Genomic DNA, 14,752 nt, shown 5'->3' with positions numbered 1-14,752 from the left:
TCCTCACTTCTCGAAGACGGCGAGGACGTTGAGCCCGGGGCCGGACTTCAGGGTGCCCACGATCCGCAGCCCGTGCTGGTTGCCACGGCGGATCATCGAGTATGCGTAGATTCCTGTCTCGAAGTTGCGCCGACCCCGCAGGGAGAGTTGGAGCGACCTGTCGTTGAGGTGGACCCGGTAATCCACCCACTGGGCCGGGCCGCCGTCGCCGATGCCCCGTTCGAGCACGTTCATCGCGGCGATGGCGCTGTAGTTGTCCGAGAACCAGCGCCAGTACTCGCGCTTCGTCGCAGGTTCCTCGGTCGCCGGGTAGTGCGGCGGCAGCGTACGGACGGTGCGGGAGATCTCGGCCACCAGGTCGTCGAAGATCGCAACCACTCTTCCGGTCGCCAGTTCGGCGGCCAGCGGAATGATCGCCTGCCCGGCGGGAAGATCGACGAAGACGAGTGCCCGGGGGCTGTCCCCGATGAAGTTCCGGTCGAGGTCGTCCAGCCAGCTCTCGTCCTGGGCGAATGTCACCCTGTCGGGTAGATGGGCCGCATAGTGCAGGGCGAGTTGGAGGAGTTGCCGGTGCGGGTTCCTGATCGGGTGAAGCTCGATCGAGTCTCCCTGCTCGGCCTGCGTCGACTTCTCGCGACCGTGCGTCCCCTCCAAGGCGACGTGAGCATCGAGGAACGGGAAGAGGGAGGCCAGCAGGTCCCTGGTTCCGATGCGGGCCCCCAGCTTTCCGCTGGTGCTGCTCCTCGACACCCGGATGTCCCTGGTCGACAGAGTGATCTTGCCGGTCTCGTGTTCGGGCATGACCACCGCGTCGTAGAACGCTGACACCTGGTCCCGGTCGATGAACAGCGGGGCGTCGGCAAGCCAGGAGAACGGGAGTTCCGGTTCTGCGTCCGGGTGCGGATGAGCGCTCATCTCTCCCCAACGATGCTCGGCGATCCGTACCGCCTCCGGTCCTTGCGGCCCTGCGGCACCGTCCACGGTAGAACACGGCGTCAGCCCTGGATGGCTCCCGACAGGCGATCAGCGTGACAGCGGTGTTGCGACCGTGCCGGCACGTTGGGTACGTTCGGCGGCACGCCGTCGAGCCGGAAGGAGGTCAGAACGATGTCCGATGTTCTGCGCCCCCTCCGCGTCCCGGCGTCCACGCGGATCTGACCGGGGCGTTCGCCTTCCGGAGGATTCCCCATGACCGACCTGGTCATCCGCCCGCTCGTCGCGGGCGAGGAAGATCTGTTCGAGTCCATGCCCGACCCGCTGCCCCAACTACGCAAGGTCGGTTACGCCGACGGTGTCGCCGGGGGTGGCTACCGGCCCGAGCGCACCTGGATCGCCCTGCGGGGCGGCCGGGTGGTCGGTCGGGCCGCGTGGCTCCTGCCGCCCGGGGCCGTCGGTACGCCCTGGCTGGACCGCTTCGACCTGACCGCCGAACCTGAGGTGGGTGCCGAGCTGCTGCGGGCGGCCCACGAGGCGCTCGGCGGCCCGTACCCCTATCACGCCGGGCTGCCCGCGCACTGGCGGCGGCGGCCGGAGGTGCTCGCCGTGGTCCGGGCGCCGCTGGCGGCGGCCCGACTCGCCGGGCTGGTCGAGCGGGGCGAGCGGCTCCGCTGCTCGTGGGCGGGCACCCCACCGCCGGCGTCCGCCGGCCGCTACGCCGTCCGCCCGGCCACCGACGGCAGCGAGGTCGACGCCCTCGTCGCCCGGATCCCCGAGCCGGACGTGCTGACCGGCCGGGAGGTCGCCCGGGCGGTGGCCGGGGTGGACCTGGCCACCGATCCACGGGCCTGGCTGACCGGCGCGACCTGGCGGGTCGCCCTGGTCGACGGGGAGCCGGTCGGGCTCGCCGGGACGACCGGGGACGCCTGTTTTCCACAGCTCGGCTACCTCGGCCTGCTGGACGGGGCGGCGCGGGGCGAGTTGCTTGCCGACTCGGTCGCGGCGTTGGTGGCCGAGGGGGCCCGGGAGGTGGTGGCCGACGTGGACGCCCACCGGGTCGCGGTGGTCGCCGAGCTGGAACGCACCGGGTTCCGGCAGTTGCGCACCCGGCTGTTCTTCGAGCCGGCCCCGACGGCTTCCAGCATCGACTGACAGGCGCGGCGTGCCCCCGGCGGACCTGCCGGGGGCACGCCGCCCGGCGCGGCCACGAACCGGGAGTCACGAACCACGCGACAGGTCAATTGAAGAATTTCGCAAGTGCTAAAGTGTTCACGTCGTCGACGGAAGAAGGCTCCGGGTGTCGGTCCCGCTGTACCAGGCCAAGGCGGAGTTGTTCCGCACCCTCGGGCACCCGGTGCGGATCCGGGTGCTCGAACTGCTCCAGGACGGCCCGAAGCCGGTCCGCGACCTGCTCGCCGTCATCGAGGTCGAGCCGTCCAACCTCTCCCAGCAGCTCGCCGTGCTGCGCCGGGCCGGCATGGTCACCTCCTACCGGGACGGCCCGCTGGTGATGTACTCGCTGAGCACCCCCGACGTGGCCGACCTGCTGGCCGCCGGCCGACGCATCCTCGGCACCGTCCTCACCGACCGCGACGCCCTCCTCGACGAACTCCGCGCCGCCCCCGACGCGGCCACCGGCCCCGTCTCCGGCCCACCCGGCCCCGCCGGAGCCGGCGACGGGCCGCGCGTCCACGTCACCGACGGCCCGTCGACCCGGCCGGGCCGGTGAGCGTCGCCGCCGTCGCCGACCGGGTCCTCGGCCTGCTGCCCGACCGCGCCGACTGGCAGGCGGTACGCCGCTCACCCCGGCGGGACCTGGTCGCCGGGCTGACCGTGGCCGTGGTGGCCCTGCCGCTCGCCCTCGCCTTCGGCGTCACCTCCGGGCTGGGCGCGCAGGCCGGGCTGGTCACCGCCGTCGTCGCCGGAGCGGTGGCGGCCGTGTTCGGCGGCTCCCACCTCCAGGTCTCCGGCCCCACCGGGGCGATGACCGTGGTGCTGGTGCCGGTGGTGCAGCAGTTCGGCCCGACCGGGGTGCTGATGGTCGGCGCGCTGGCCGGGCTGCTGCTGATCGCCCTCGCCCTGGCCCGCCTCGGCCGCTACGTCCGCTACCTGCCCACCCCCGTCATCGAGGGCTTCACCGCGGGTATCGCCGTGGTCATCGCCCTGCAACAGGTGCCTGCCGCGCTCGGCGTCACCGACGCGCACGGCGACCGGGTGTGGGCCGTCGCCGCCGACGCCGTCGCCCGGTTCATCGTACACCCCCGGCCGGTGGCGCTGGCGGTCGCGCTCGGGGTGGCGGCGCTGATGCTGCTCGGCGCACGCTTCCGGCCCGGCGTACCGTTCTCGCTGCTCGGGGTGGCCGTCGCCACCGTGCTCGCCGAGACCCTCCCGCTCGACCTGGCCCGGATCGGCGCCCTGCCGCAGGGGCTGCCCGCGCCGTCGCTGGGTTTCCTCGACCCCGGCGCGGTCGGCGTGCTGCTGCCGTCGGCACTGGCGGTGGCCGCGCTCGCCGCGCTGGAGAGCCTGCTGTCGGCCACCGTCGCCGACGGGATGACCGTCGGGCAACGGCACGACCCGGACCGGGAACTGTTCGGTCAGGGCTTGGCCAACCTCGCCGCACCCGTGTTCGGCGGCATCCCGGCCACCGCCGCCATCGCCCGCACGGCCGTCAACGTCCGCGCCGGGGCGGCGTCGAAGCTGGCCGCGCTCACCCACGCGGTGGCGCTCGCCGCGATCGTGCTGGCCGCCGCCCCGCTGGTCGGCCGGATCCCACTCGCCGCGCTCGCCGGGGTGCTGCTCGCCACCACGGTACGCATGATCGAGGCCGGATCGCTGTGGGCGCTGGCCCGCGCCACCCGGGGCGACGCCCTGGTGCTGGTGCTCACCTTCGCCGTCACCGTGGCCTGGGACCTGGTCACCGCCGTCGCCGTCGGGGTCGCCGTGGCGGTGGTGATCGCGCTGCGCGCGGTGGCCCGCAGCGCCCGGCTGGAACAGGTCCCGCTCGACCGGGGCGAGCACAGCGCCGAGGAACACGCCCTGCTGGCCGAGCACATCGTGGCGTACCGGCTGGACGGGCCGCTGTTCTTCGCCGCCGCGCACACCTTCCTGCTGGAACTGTCCGAGGTGGCCGACGTACGGGTGGTCATCCTGCGGATGTCCCGGGTGTCGGCGCTGGACGCCACCGGCGCGCACGTGCTCGGCGACGCCATCGGGCGGCTGCGCGGACGGGGGATCACCGTGCTGCTCTCCGGCATCACCCCCGACCACGACCAGGTGCTTTCGACCCTCGGGGTGGCCGACGAGTTGCGCCGCGACGGACTGGTCTTCCCCGACACCCCGGCCGCCATCGCCCACGCCCGCGACCTGCTCCGCGGCCCCGTCCCCACCTGACGACCAGCCGGCGTGCGCCCGGCTGGCGGTTGATCGACTCATCGGGGGCGATGTAGCGGTGTCCCCGCACGGGGATACCGCTACATCGCCGATATGGCGTCGCGGGCGCGGGCGGCGCGGGTCCGGACTACTCCGGGACGCGGCGGTACGCGCCGTCGCTGGCCGACGTCGCCATCGAGGCGTACGCGCGCAGGGCGGCGGACACCGGGCGCTGCCGGTCGAGCGGGGTGTACGGTCGGTCCCGCTTCTCCTGCGCCACCCGGCGGCCCTCCAGCACGTCGTCGGGCACGTTCAGCTCGATCGACCGGGCGGGGATGTCGATGACGATCTCGTCGCCGGGTTCGACCAGGGCGATCAGCCCACCGGAGGCCGCCTCCGGGGAGGCGTGCCCGATGGACAGCCCGGACGTGCCGCCGGAGAACCGGCCGTCGGTGAGCAGCGCGCACGACCGGCCCAGCCCGCGCCCCTTGAGGAACGAGGTGGGGTAGAGCATCTCCTGCATGCCGGGGCCGCCCTTGGGGCCCTCGTAGCGGATCACCACGACGTCCCCGGCGACGACCTCCTTGGCGAGGATCGCCGCGACCGCGTCGTCCTGCGACTCGTAGACCTTGGCCGGGCCCCGGAAGGTCAGGCACTCCTCGGGCACCCCGGCGGTCTTCACCACGCAGCCCTCCGGCGCGAGGTTGCCGTGCAGGATGGCCAGCCCGCCGTCGGCGGTGTAGGCGTGCTCCCGGTCCCGCACGCACCCCTGCGCGGCGTCGGTGTCCAGGGTGGACCAGCGGTTGGTGGTGGAGAACGGCTCGATGGTGCGCACCCCGCCGGGCGCGGCGTGGAACAGTTCGACCGCCTCGGGAAGGGGCGAGCCGCTCCGGACATCCCAGTCGGTGAGCCACTGGGCCAGCGAGGGGGAGTGCACGGCGTGCACGTCGCGGTGCAGCAGGCCGGCGCGGTCGAGTTCACCGAGGATGGCCGGGATGCCACCGGCGCGGTGCACGTCCTCCATGTGGTAGTTCGGCGAGTTCGGGGCGACCTTGGCCAGGCAGGGCACCCGCCGGGAGACGGCGTCGATGTCGGCGACGCTGAAGTCGAGTTCGGCCTCGCGGGCGGCGGCGAGCAGGTGCAGGATCGTGTTGGTCGACCCGCCCATCGCCACGTCGAGGGCGACCGCGTTGTCGAACGCCTTGCGGTTGGCGACGGCGCGGGGCAGCACGGACGCGTCGTCGTGGTCGTACCAGCGCTTGGCGATCGCGACCGCGGTCCGGCCGGCCTCCACGAACAGCGAGCGGCGCGCGGCGTGGGTGGCCAGCGTCGAGCCGTTGCCGGGCAGGGCCAGACCGATCGCCTCGGTGAGGCAGTTCATCGAGTTGGCGGTGAACATGCCGGAGCAGGAGCCGCAGGTGGGGCAGGCGGAACGTTCGATCTCGCCGAGCTGGTCGTCGGTGACCGCCTCGTTGGAGGAGGCGACCATCGCGTCGATCAGGTCGAGCTTGGAGTGCACGACGCCCTCGATCGCCACCGTCTTGCCGGCCTCCATCGGGCCGCCGGAGACGAAGACGGTCGGGATGTTGAGCCGCAGCGCGGCCAGCAGCATCCCGGGGGTGATCTTGTCGCAGTTCGAGATGCAGACCAGCGCGTCCGCGCAGTGCGCGTTGACCATGTATTCGACCGCGTCGGCGATCAGCTCCCGGCTGGGCAGCGAGTAGAGCATCCCGCCGTGGCCCATGGCGATGCCGTCGTCCACGGCGATGGTGTTGAACTCGCGCCCCACCCCGCCGGCCTCGGCCACCGCGTCCGCGACCAGGCCACCCATGTCCTTCAGATGGACGTGACCGGGGACGAACTGGGTGAAACTGTTCGCGATGGCGACGATCGGCTTGCCGAAGTCGTCGTCGGTCATCCCGGTGGCCCGCCAGAGGGCCCGGGCACCGGCCATCGTCCGACCGTGGGTGGAGGTCCTCGACCGCAGCTCAGGCATGGGTACCAGTCTTACACCGCCCGGCGGGCGGCTCCCACCGCTCGCGCCGTGTCCCAACAGTTGCACACCCGGTACCCCGTGGCGGGCGCCGATCCGGCACAGTTGAGGTCGTGCGTTTACCCCCGGGCATGGTCGCCGTGGCGGTGTTGAGCGGCCTGCTCGCCGTCGCCGCCACCGCACTGCTGGCCGACTCGGCCCGGCGGCGTGGCGGGCCGCACCGCCAGGCGCACCTGCTGTTCGCCGTGGCCGCCACGATCGCCCTGGCCACCCTGATCGCCGGCACCGTCGCGGTGCTCGGCGCGACCGAACACGGGGCACACCAACGCGGTCAGGGAATGGGATGGGCGTCACTGATCGCGGTCGGCACCGCGCTGAGCGGGCTCGGCTACTGCGCGGGTCTGCTCCGGCTGCCCGGCGCGATGGTGGCCCGGGCCGCCGCCGCGCGGTTGCTGCTCGACGGGCTGACCGTGGCCGCCGCGATCTGGTTCGTCGGCTGGGTGCTCTTCTCGGAGCCGACCCGGCTGCTCGGGCCGGCGACGCCGAGCGCCTGTCCGGCCATCCTGCTCGCGTCGGTGACCGTGGCGCTCACCGCCGGGCTCACCGCGATGGTGGTGGCCCGCGCCGACGGCCCGCGGACCCGGCTGGCCGTGCTCGGCGTCGGCATCACCGCGACCGCCACCGGCGGTCTCGGCCTGGCCGCCGGGGTCTGCCAGGGTGGCTCGACGATGGCGCTGACCGGTGCCGCGCTGCTCGCCGTGGGCATGCTCGCCGGGGCGCTCGCCGTGCACCGGGTGGACGCCCCCGGCCAGGTCGACATCGACCTGATCCGCCGCGACGGCGAGTACGCCTTCATCCCGATGGTGGCGATGGCCGGTTCGGCGATGTACCACCTCGTCCAGGGCGGCCGGTTCGACGCGCTGGGCATCATCGCCGGCAGCCTGGAGGGCTTCGCCCTGGTCACCCGGCAGTACCTCACCCTCAACGACGTCCGCAGCTACGCCCACCGGCTGGCCGACCGGGAGGCGCACTTCCGGGAACTGGCGCACACCGACCCGCTGACCACCCTCGCCAACCGGCGTGGCCTGCTGCGGGAGATGCAGCGCTGCGCCACCGAGGGGGGTGGCTGCGTGCTGCTCGGCCTCGACCTGGACGGCTTCAAGAACGTCAACGACATGCGCGGCCACGACGTCGGCGACATGGTGCTCGCCGAGGTGGGGCGGCGGCTGCGGAGCAACCTGCGCCCCGGTGACCTGGCCGCCCGGCTCGGCGGCGACGAGTTCGCGGTGCTGATGCGGGGCCGGCCGACCGACGCGGACGTGGTGGCCGAGCGGCTGCTGGGGGTGCTCGGCCGGCCGTACGAGCAGGAGGGCGGGGCGGTCTTCCTCTCGGTCAGCATCGGGGTGGCCGGCCAGGGCGGCGACGATCCGGACGTGGTCGGCCTGCTGCGCCACGCCGATCTGGCCCTGCGCTACGCCAAGCAGCGCGGCAAGAACCGGATCGAGCGGTACGACGGCAGCTACGACCAACTGCTGACCCGGCGTACCCGGCTGGAGCACGAGATGCGCGGCGCGATCGAGCGCGACGAGCTGCGGCTGGCCTTCCAGCCGGTGGCGTCGCTGCCCTCGGTGCGGCCGGTGGGTGCCGAGGCGCTGCTGCGCTGGCACCACCCCGAGCTGGGCAACGTCCGGCCGGACGAGTTCATCCCGCTGGCCGAGGAGTGCGGGATGATCGCCAAGCTGGGGGCCTGGGTGCTGCACCAGGCGTGCTGGCAGCTGTCCCGCTGGCTCGCCGACGGCCACGACGTGTGGGTGTCGGTCAACGTCTCGCCGCGCGAGCTGCACGCCCCGGAGTACGTGGTGCAGGTGGCCGAGGCGCTGCGCGCCCACCACGTGCCGCCGCAGCGGCTGGTGCTGGAGGTCACCGAGCACGCCGTCGCCACCGACCTGGACGAGCTGATCCGCCGGCTGACCGCGCTGCGGCGCACCGGGGTACGGATCGCGCTCGACGACTTCGGCGCGGGGTACTCGTCGCTGGGGCAGTTGCGCCGGCTGCCGATCGACATCCTCAAGATCGACCACAGTCTGGTCGCCGAGCACGAGCCGGTCCGCCCGGTGGGCCGGGACGGGCCGGCGTTCGCCCCGATGGTCGACATCGTCATGCGGCTGGGTCACCAGCTCGGCCTGGAGGTGATCGCCGAGGGGGTCACCAACCCGGCCGAGCTGGCCGCGGTGGTCGCCGCCGGCTGCCGGTTCGGCCAGGGTGCGCTCTTCGGCTGGGGGGTGCCGGCCGAGCACCTGGAGGCGATGCTGGAGGCGGCCACCTCGCCGGGCGCCCGCCCCGCGTCGGCGCCACCGGCCCCGCCGCCCCCGCCTCGGCGACCCGCCCCGTCGCCGCTGCTGCCCCGGCTGCGATCCCACCCACCGGCATCCCCGGCGACGCCCGCCCCGCGCCCGGCGTACGACGAGTCCGCGCAGGCCGGGCCGGTTGACGAGACCCCCAACGGGGATGGCGTCCCCCGTTCGTGAACCAACATGTGGGATCAGTTGACTCATCGCGTGAGATGCGTCAGGCTTGGCCCATGTCGTCGAACCGGTCGCTGCGAGTACTCACCTGAGCGCACTCTCCCGCTGTCGAGAGTGCGCTGGCCCCGTGCATCTGCACGAGGGCCGTTTTTATTGCCGTCGGAACCACCGGGGCGGGCCACCGCCCCCGTCGCACCTGTCGTAGCAGCTCCACCCAACTCCAGCCGAAGGCCTGAACCGCCATGACGAGACCCACGCCAGAGACCCTCGCCCACTCCGCCCGGCGGGCCCGTACGGTCACCGAGCCGGCCGGCGACGCCGACCACACCACCCCGCCGCGCGCCGCCGCGCCGGCCACCCCGGCCGTACGGCCGTCCGGGCCGGTCCCGGTCTCCGGTGCCGGCTCCCTGGTGCGGTCGTTGGAGGCGCTCGGCGTCGACGTCGTCTTCGGCATCCCCGGCGGGGCGATCCTGCCCGCCTACGACCCGCTCTACGACTCCTCGGTGCGGCACATCCTGGTCCGGCACGAGCAGGGCGCGGGACACGCCGCCACCGGGTACGCGCAGGCCACCGGCCGGGTGGGCGTCTGCATCGCCACCTCCGGGCCGGGCGCGACGAACCTGGTCACCCCGATCGCCGACGCGTACATGGACTCGGTGCCGATCGTCGCGATCACCGGTCAGGTGGCCCGACCGATGATCGGCACGGACGCCTTCCAGGAGGCGGACATCCAGGGCATCACCCTGCCGATCACCAAGCACAACTTCCTGGTGCAGAACGCCGAGGAGATCCCGCAGGTGCTCGCCGAGGCGTTCCACCTGGCGGCGACGGGGCGTCCCGGCCCGGTGCTGGTCGACATCCCCAAGGACGTCCTGCAGGCGGCGACCACCTTCTCCTGGCCGCCCACCCTGGACCTGCCCGGCTACCGGCCGACCCTGCACCCGCACGGCAAGCAGATCCGGGAGGCGGCGCGGCTGATGAGCGGCGCCCGCCGGCCGGTGCTCTACGTCGGCGGCGGGGTGCTCAAGGCCGGTGCGACCGAGTCGCTGCGCCAGCTCGCCGAGCTGACCGGCATCCCGGTGGTGACCACGCTGATGGCGCTGGGCGCGTTCCCCGACTCGCACCGTCAGCACCTGGGCATGCCCGGCATGCACGGCACCGTCGCCGCCGTCTACGGCCTGCAGAAGGCCGACCTGATCGTGGCGCTGGGGGCCCGGTTCGACGACCGGGTGACCGGCAAGCTCGACTCGTTCGCCCCGGACGCCACGGTGGTGCACGCCGACATCGACCCGGCCGAGATCGGCAAGAACCGGCACGCCGACGTCCCGATCGTCGGTGACGCCAAGCACGTCATCGACGAGCTGATCGCGGCGGTGACCACCGAGCAGAAGGCCGGCCGCCGCACCGACCTGCACGACTGGTGGCACCAGCTCGACGACCTGCGCGAGCGGTACCCGCTGGGTTACGACGAGCCGGCCGACGGCACCCTGTCCCCGCAGTACGTGATCAAGCGGCTGGGCGAGATCGTCGGCCCGGACGCGATCTACGTGGCCGGGGTCGGCCAGCACCAGATGTGGGCCAGCCAGTTCATCTCGTACGAGAAGCCGGGCACCTGGCTCAACTCCGGCGGCCTCGGCACCATGGGGTACGCCGTCCCAGCGGCGATGGGCGCGAAGGCCGGCCGGCCGGACACGGTGGTGTGGGCGGTGGACGGCGACGGCTGCTTCCAGATGACCAACCAGGAGCTGGCCACCTGCGCGCTGGAGGGCATCCCGGTCAAGATCGCGGTGATCAACAACGGCAACCTGGGCATGGTGCGGCAGTGGCAGACCCTGTTCTACGAGGGGCGCTACTCCAACACCGAGCTGGGCACCCACAAGCACCGCATCCCGGACTTCGTCAAGCTGGCCGAGGCGCTCGGCTGTGTCGGCCTACGCTGCGAGAACGCTGAGGACGTCGACAAGACGATCGAGGCGGCGATGGCGATCACCGACGCACCTGTCGTGATCGACTTCACGGTCGGCAAGGACGCGATGGTCTGGCCGATGGTGGCCGCCGGCACCAGCAACGACGAGATCATGTTCGCCCGGGGCGTCCGCCCGACGTTCGACGAGGACGACATCTGAGATGAGTGACCGATTCCCCGGGACCGTGCGCGGGCACGGCCCGACCGAGCGAAGCGAGACGGTGGCATGACCCTGCACACCCTGTCCGTGCTGGTGGAGAACAAGCCGGGTGTCCTGGCCCGGGTCTCCGGCCTGTTCTCCCGGCGCGGCTTCAACATCGACAGCCTGGCCGTCGGCGAGACCGAGAACCCCGACGTCTCCCGGATCACCATCGTGGTCAACGCCGACTCGTCGCCGCTGGAGCAGGTCACCAAGCAGCTCAACAAGCTGGTCAACGTACTGAAGATCGTCGAGTTGGACCCGCAGGTCTCGGTGGCGCGGGAGCTGCTGCTGGTCAAGGTCCGCGCCGACCGCGCCGCCCGCGCGCAGGTGCTGGAGACGGTCGCCTTGTTCCGGGCCCGGGTGGTCGACGTCGCGCCGGACACCCTCACCGTCGAGGCGACCGGCACCCCCGACAAGCTCGACGCGCTGCTGCGTGACCTGGAGCCGTTCGGGATCAAGGAGATGGTCCAGTCCGGCACGGTGGCGATCGGGCGCGGCTCGCGGTCGATCACCGCCGGCCCGGCGCTGCGCGCCGCCTGACCGCGCGCCCACCCGCCACCGCACACAGTCCACGACGGTCGACGAGACCGCCGTACGAAAGGGAAGTCAATGAGCGTTGAGGTGTACTACGACGACGACGCCGACCTGGGCCTGATCCAGGGCCGCAAGGTCGCCGTGATCGGGTACGGCAGCCAGGGTCACGCCCACGCGCTGTCGCTGCGCGACTCCGGTGTCGACGTGGTGATCGGCCTGCCGGCGGGTTCCAAGAGCCGGCCGAAGGCCGAGGAGCAGGGCCTGCGGGTGCTCACCCCGGCCGAGGCGGCGGCCGAGGCCGACGTGATCATGATCCTGGCGCCGGACACCGCCCAGCGGACCATCTACGCCGATTCGATCGCCCCCAACCTCGCCCCCGGCAAGGCCATCTTCTTCGGTCACGGCTTCAACATCCGCTACGGCCTGATCACCCCGCCGGCCGACGTGGACGTGGCGATGGTCGCCCCGAAGGGCCCCGGCCACCTGGTCCGCCGCCAGTACGTCGACGGCAAGGGCGTGCCCTGCCTGGTCGCCGTCGAGCAGGACGCCAGCGGCAACGCCTTCCCGCTCGCCCTGGCGTACGCCAAGGGCATCGGCGGCACCCGGGCCGGCGCCATCAAGACCACCTTCACCGAGGAGACCGAGACCGACCTCTTCGGCGAGCAGGCGGTGCTCTGCGGTGGCGCGGCGGCCCTGGTGCAGACCGGGTTCGAGGTGCTCACCGAGGCCGGCTACGCCCCCGAGGTGGCCTACTTCGAGTGCCTGCACGAGCTGAAGCTCATCGTCGACCTGATGTACGAGGGCGGCATCGCCCGGATGCGGTACAGCATCTCCGACACCGCCGAGTACGGCGACCTGTCCCGGGGCCCGCGCGTGGTCGACTCGCGGGTCAAGGAGGAGATGCGCAAGATCCTCGGCGAGATCCAGTCCGGCGAGTTCGCCCGCGAGTGGGTGGCCGAGGACGAGGCGGGCCGGCCGAACTTCGCCAAGTGGCGGGCCGAGGGCGCGGCGCACCCGATCGAGGAGACCGGGCAGAAGCTGCGCTCGATGATGAGCTGGGTGGACCGCCCGCTCACCGAGACCGCCTGACCCGTCGGTCCTGACCGGGCCGCCGGCGCCCTCGGGCGGGTCGCGGACCGGTCGACCTGGTCACGTGAAGCGGTATGACTGGCAGGCATATTTATGCCTGCCAGTCATACCGCTTTCTGCGTGAGCACGTCCCTCAGCGGCCGGGGCCGAGCCGCTGACGCCGCCGGATCCCGCCGCGCCGTCACCCGTCCCGCCGGTCGCCGTCGCGGTCCGCGGTGGCCGGTTCACCAGGCGGGATGGGGTGATCGATGCCTCATCGGCCCCGATCGGCCCCCGCTGCGCGCTCCCGGGCCGGATGAACGGGGGATGACAGGCGTGCGACAACCCTGTGTGAGGGCCCTCACCCCACAGACCGGGACATGCCGGCCGGAGCGCCCCCTACCATCCTTGGTGAGGTGCGTGACCGGCACCTGACGGCCACGGCACGGATCGGCGAAGGGCGCATCGCGGCGCCCGGACGCCCCGGCCAACCTAATACGACGTCTACGAGGACCGATGAATCCTGTCGTACTGATCGCCGAAGAACTCGCCCCCGCCGCCATCGAGGTGCTCGCGCACGACTTCGACGTGCGCCACGTCGACGGCACCGACCGCCCGGCCCTGCTCTCCGCGCTGGCGGAGGCCGACGCGGTCATCGTGCGCAGTGCCACGCAGATCGACGCCGAGGCGATCTCCGCCGCGCCGCGCCTGAAGGTGGTCGCCCGGGCCGGCGTCGGGCTGGACAACGTCGAGGTCCCGGCCGCCACCGCGCGGGGCGTCATGGTCGTCAACGCCCCCACCTCCAACATCGTCTCCGCCGCCGAGCAGGCCGTCGCACTGCTGCTCGCCGTCGCGCGCAACACCGCCAGCGCCAGCGCCGCGCTCAAGGCCGGCGAGTGGAAGCGGTCGAAGTACACGGGCGTCGAGTTGCAGGGCAAGACCGTCGGCGTGGTCGGCCTCGGCCGCATCGGGGTGCTGTTCGCCCAGCGGATCGCCGCCTTCGGCACCCGGCTGATCGCGTACGACCCCTACATCCAGCCGGCCCGCGCCGCCCAGCTCGGCGTCCGCCTGGTGGGGCTGGAGGAGCTGCTGCGGGAGGCCGACTTCATCTCGATCCACCTGCCGAAGACCCCGGAGACGGTCGGCCTGATCGGCGAGAAGGAGCTGGCGATCGTCAAGCCGGGCGTCCGGATCGTCAACGCCGCCCGGGGTGGCCTGGTCGACGAGCAGGCCCTGGCCGACGCGATCGCCGAGGGCCGGGTCGCCGGTGCCGGCGTCGACGTGTACGCCAAGGAGCCGTGCACCTCCTCGCCGCTGTTCGCCTTCGACAACGTGGTGGCCACCCCGCACCTGGGCGCCTCCACCCACGAGGCGCAGGACAAGGCCGGCCTGGCCGTGGCCAAGAGCGTCAAGCTGGCGTTGCAGGGCGAGTTCGTGCCGGACGCGGTGAACGTGCAGGCCGGCGGCGTCGTCGCCGAGGACGTCCGGCCGCTGCTGCCGCTGGCCGAGAAGCTGGGCCGGGCGTTCACCGCCGTGGCCGGCGGGGTGGCCGCCAGCGTCACCGTCGAGGTACGCGGCGAGATCGTCAACCACGACGTGTCGGTGCTCAAGCTCGCCGCCACCAAGGGCCTGTTCAGCTCGGTGGTCGAGGATCAGGTCACCTACGTCAACGCGCCGCACCTGGCCGCCGAGCGGGGCGTCGAGGTGACCCTCGCCACCCAGGCCGAGACGGTCGACCACCCGAACCTGGTCACCGTGCGGGGCGCGCTGCCCGACGGTCGTACGGTCAGCGTCTCCGGCACGGTCGCCCACACCGGCACCCGCGACGTCATCAAGCTGACCGAGGTGGACGGGTTCGACGTGGAGATCGGCGCGGAGGGCATCCTGCTCTTCCTGCGGTACGCCGACCGGCCGGGCGTGGTCGGCACCGTCGGCACGCTGCTCGGCGAGGCCGGCATCAACATCGCCGCGATGCAGGTGGCCCGTCGGGAGGCCGGCGGCGAGACCCTGATGACGCTCACCGTCGACCAGGCGCTCGGGGCGGACCTGCTCACCTCGGCCGCCGACTCGATCGGGGCGACCGCCGCGAGCGCGGCCGACCTGCGCGACGAGTAGTCGCACCCGCACGGTTCACCACGGAGGGCCCGGCCGCACGGCCG

General features: G+C 72.8%; 9 protein-coding genes and 1 pseudogene. 8 read left to right on the top strand and 2 right to left on the bottom strand.

The genetic code is table 11. The features are described from left to right. Nucleotides 1-3: 3 nt before the first annotated feature. Nucleotides 4-915: a hypothetical protein gene (locus ACN265_RS24620; protein ID WP_421409777.1), complete on the bottom strand. Its 912-nt coding sequence runs from the start codon at nucleotides 913-915 to the stop codon at nucleotides 4-6. Nucleotides 916-1,188: 273 nt separating this feature from the next. On the opposite strand from ACN265_RS24620, the gene ACN265_RS24615 reads away from it, so the two are divergent. The 3 genes and pseudogenes from ACN265_RS24615 (at nucleotide 1,189) to ACN265_RS24605 (ending at nucleotide 4,326) form a co-directional block, all read left to right on the top strand. Continuing rightward, entirely contained in the window at nucleotides 1,189-2,088 is a 900-nt protein-coding gene (locus ACN265_RS24615) for an acetyltransferase (protein ID WP_421409776.1), read from the top strand. A 145-nt stretch (nucleotides 2,089-2,233) separates the two neighbouring features. Next, nucleotides 2,234-2,557 (top strand): annotated as a pseudogene (locus ACN265_RS24610) (ArsR/SmtB family transcription factor); the annotation flags it as partial. 104 nt (nucleotides 2,558-2,661) lie between these two features. Next, nucleotides 2,662-4,326: a SulP family inorganic anion transporter gene (locus tag ACN265_RS24605; protein WP_421409774.1), complete on the top strand. Its 1,665-nt coding sequence runs from the start codon at nucleotides 2,662-2,664 to the stop codon at nucleotides 4,324-4,326. A 127-nt stretch (nucleotides 4,327-4,453) separates the two neighbouring features. On the opposite strand, the gene ilvD is transcribed toward ACN265_RS24605, so the two are convergent. Beyond that, nucleotides 4,454-6,301, bottom strand: a complete 1,848-nt coding sequence (gene ilvD / locus ACN265_RS24600; protein WP_421409772.1) for a dihydroxy-acid dehydratase — start codon at nucleotides 6,299-6,301, stop codon at nucleotides 4,454-4,456. Between the two features lie 110 nt (nucleotides 6,302-6,411). Here ilvD and ACN265_RS24595 point away from each other — a divergent pair, with 110 nt between their 5' ends. The 5 genes from ACN265_RS24595 to serA all read left to right on the top strand — a co-directional run bounded on the left by ACN265_RS24595 (nucleotide 6,412) and on the right by serA (nucleotide 14,708). Continuing rightward, nucleotides 6,412-8,826, top strand: a complete 2,415-nt coding sequence (locus ACN265_RS24595) for a putative bifunctional diguanylate cyclase/phosphodiesterase (protein ID WP_421409769.1) — start codon at nucleotides 6,412-6,414, stop codon at nucleotides 8,824-8,826. Nucleotides 8,827-9,065: 239 nt separating this feature from the next. Next, on the top strand, nucleotides 9,066-10,949 hold the full coding sequence (locus ACN265_RS24590; RefSeq protein ID WP_204923741.1) for an acetolactate synthase large subunit: 1,884 nt from the start codon (nucleotides 9,066-9,068) through the stop codon (nucleotides 10,947-10,949). A 66-nt stretch (nucleotides 10,950-11,015) separates the two neighbouring features. Beyond that, on the top strand, nucleotides 11,016-11,531 hold the full coding sequence (gene ilvN / locus ACN265_RS24585) for an acetolactate synthase small subunit (RefSeq protein ID WP_204923742.1): 516 nt from the start codon (nucleotides 11,016-11,018) through the stop codon (nucleotides 11,529-11,531). Nucleotides 11,532-11,600: 69 nt separating this feature from the next. After that, a complete protein-coding gene (gene ilvC / locus ACN265_RS24580; protein ID WP_420115884.1) occupies nucleotides 11,601-12,614 on the top strand; it encodes a ketol-acid reductoisomerase in 1,014 nt (337 codons plus the stop codon). Nucleotides 12,615-13,109: 495 nt separating this feature from the next. Continuing rightward, the gene (gene serA, locus ACN265_RS24575; protein WP_204923744.1) at nucleotides 13,110-14,708 is read left to right on the top strand and encodes a phosphoglycerate dehydrogenase; all 1,599 of its coding nucleotides are present in this window, start codon (nucleotides 13,110-13,112) and stop codon (nucleotides 14,706-14,708) included. The last annotated feature ends 44 nt before the right edge of the window (nucleotides 14,709-14,752 follow it).

Source organism: Micromonospora sp. WMMD730, assembly GCF_049178955.1.
GTDB classification, from domain to species: Bacteria; Actinomycetota; Actinomycetes; order Mycobacteriales; family Micromonosporaceae; genus Micromonospora; species Micromonospora wenchangensis.
Note: the sequence above shows the minus strand (reverse complement) of the source record. Positions and strands in the feature narration are given on the sequence as shown.

Excerpts from the sequence above, each read along its gene's own strand:
- ACN265_RS24620 (WP_421409777.1), bottom strand. The coding sequence starts at position 915 with ATGAGCGCTCATCCGCACCCGGACGCAGAACCGGAACTCCCGTTCTCC.
- ACN265_RS24615 (WP_421409776.1), top strand. The coding sequence starts at position 1,189 with ATGACCGACCTGGTCATCCGCCCGCTCGTCGCGGGCGAGGAAGATCTG.
- ilvD (WP_421409772.1), bottom strand. The coding sequence starts at position 6,301 with ATGCCTGAGCTGCGGTCGAGGACCTCCACCCACGGTCGGACGATGGCC.
- ACN265_RS24590 (WP_204923741.1), top strand. The coding sequence starts at position 9,066 with ATGACGAGACCCACGCCAGAGACCCTCGCCCACTCCGCCCGGCGGGCC.
- ilvN (WP_204923742.1), top strand. The coding sequence starts at position 11,016 with ATGACCCTGCACACCCTGTCCGTGCTGGTGGAGAACAAGCCGGGTGTC.
- ilvC (WP_420115884.1), top strand. The coding sequence starts at position 11,601 with ATGAGCGTTGAGGTGTACTACGACGACGACGCCGACCTGGGCCTGATC.
- serA (WP_204923744.1), top strand. The coding sequence starts at position 13,110 with ATGAATCCTGTCGTACTGATCGCCGAAGAACTCGCCCCCGCCGCCATC.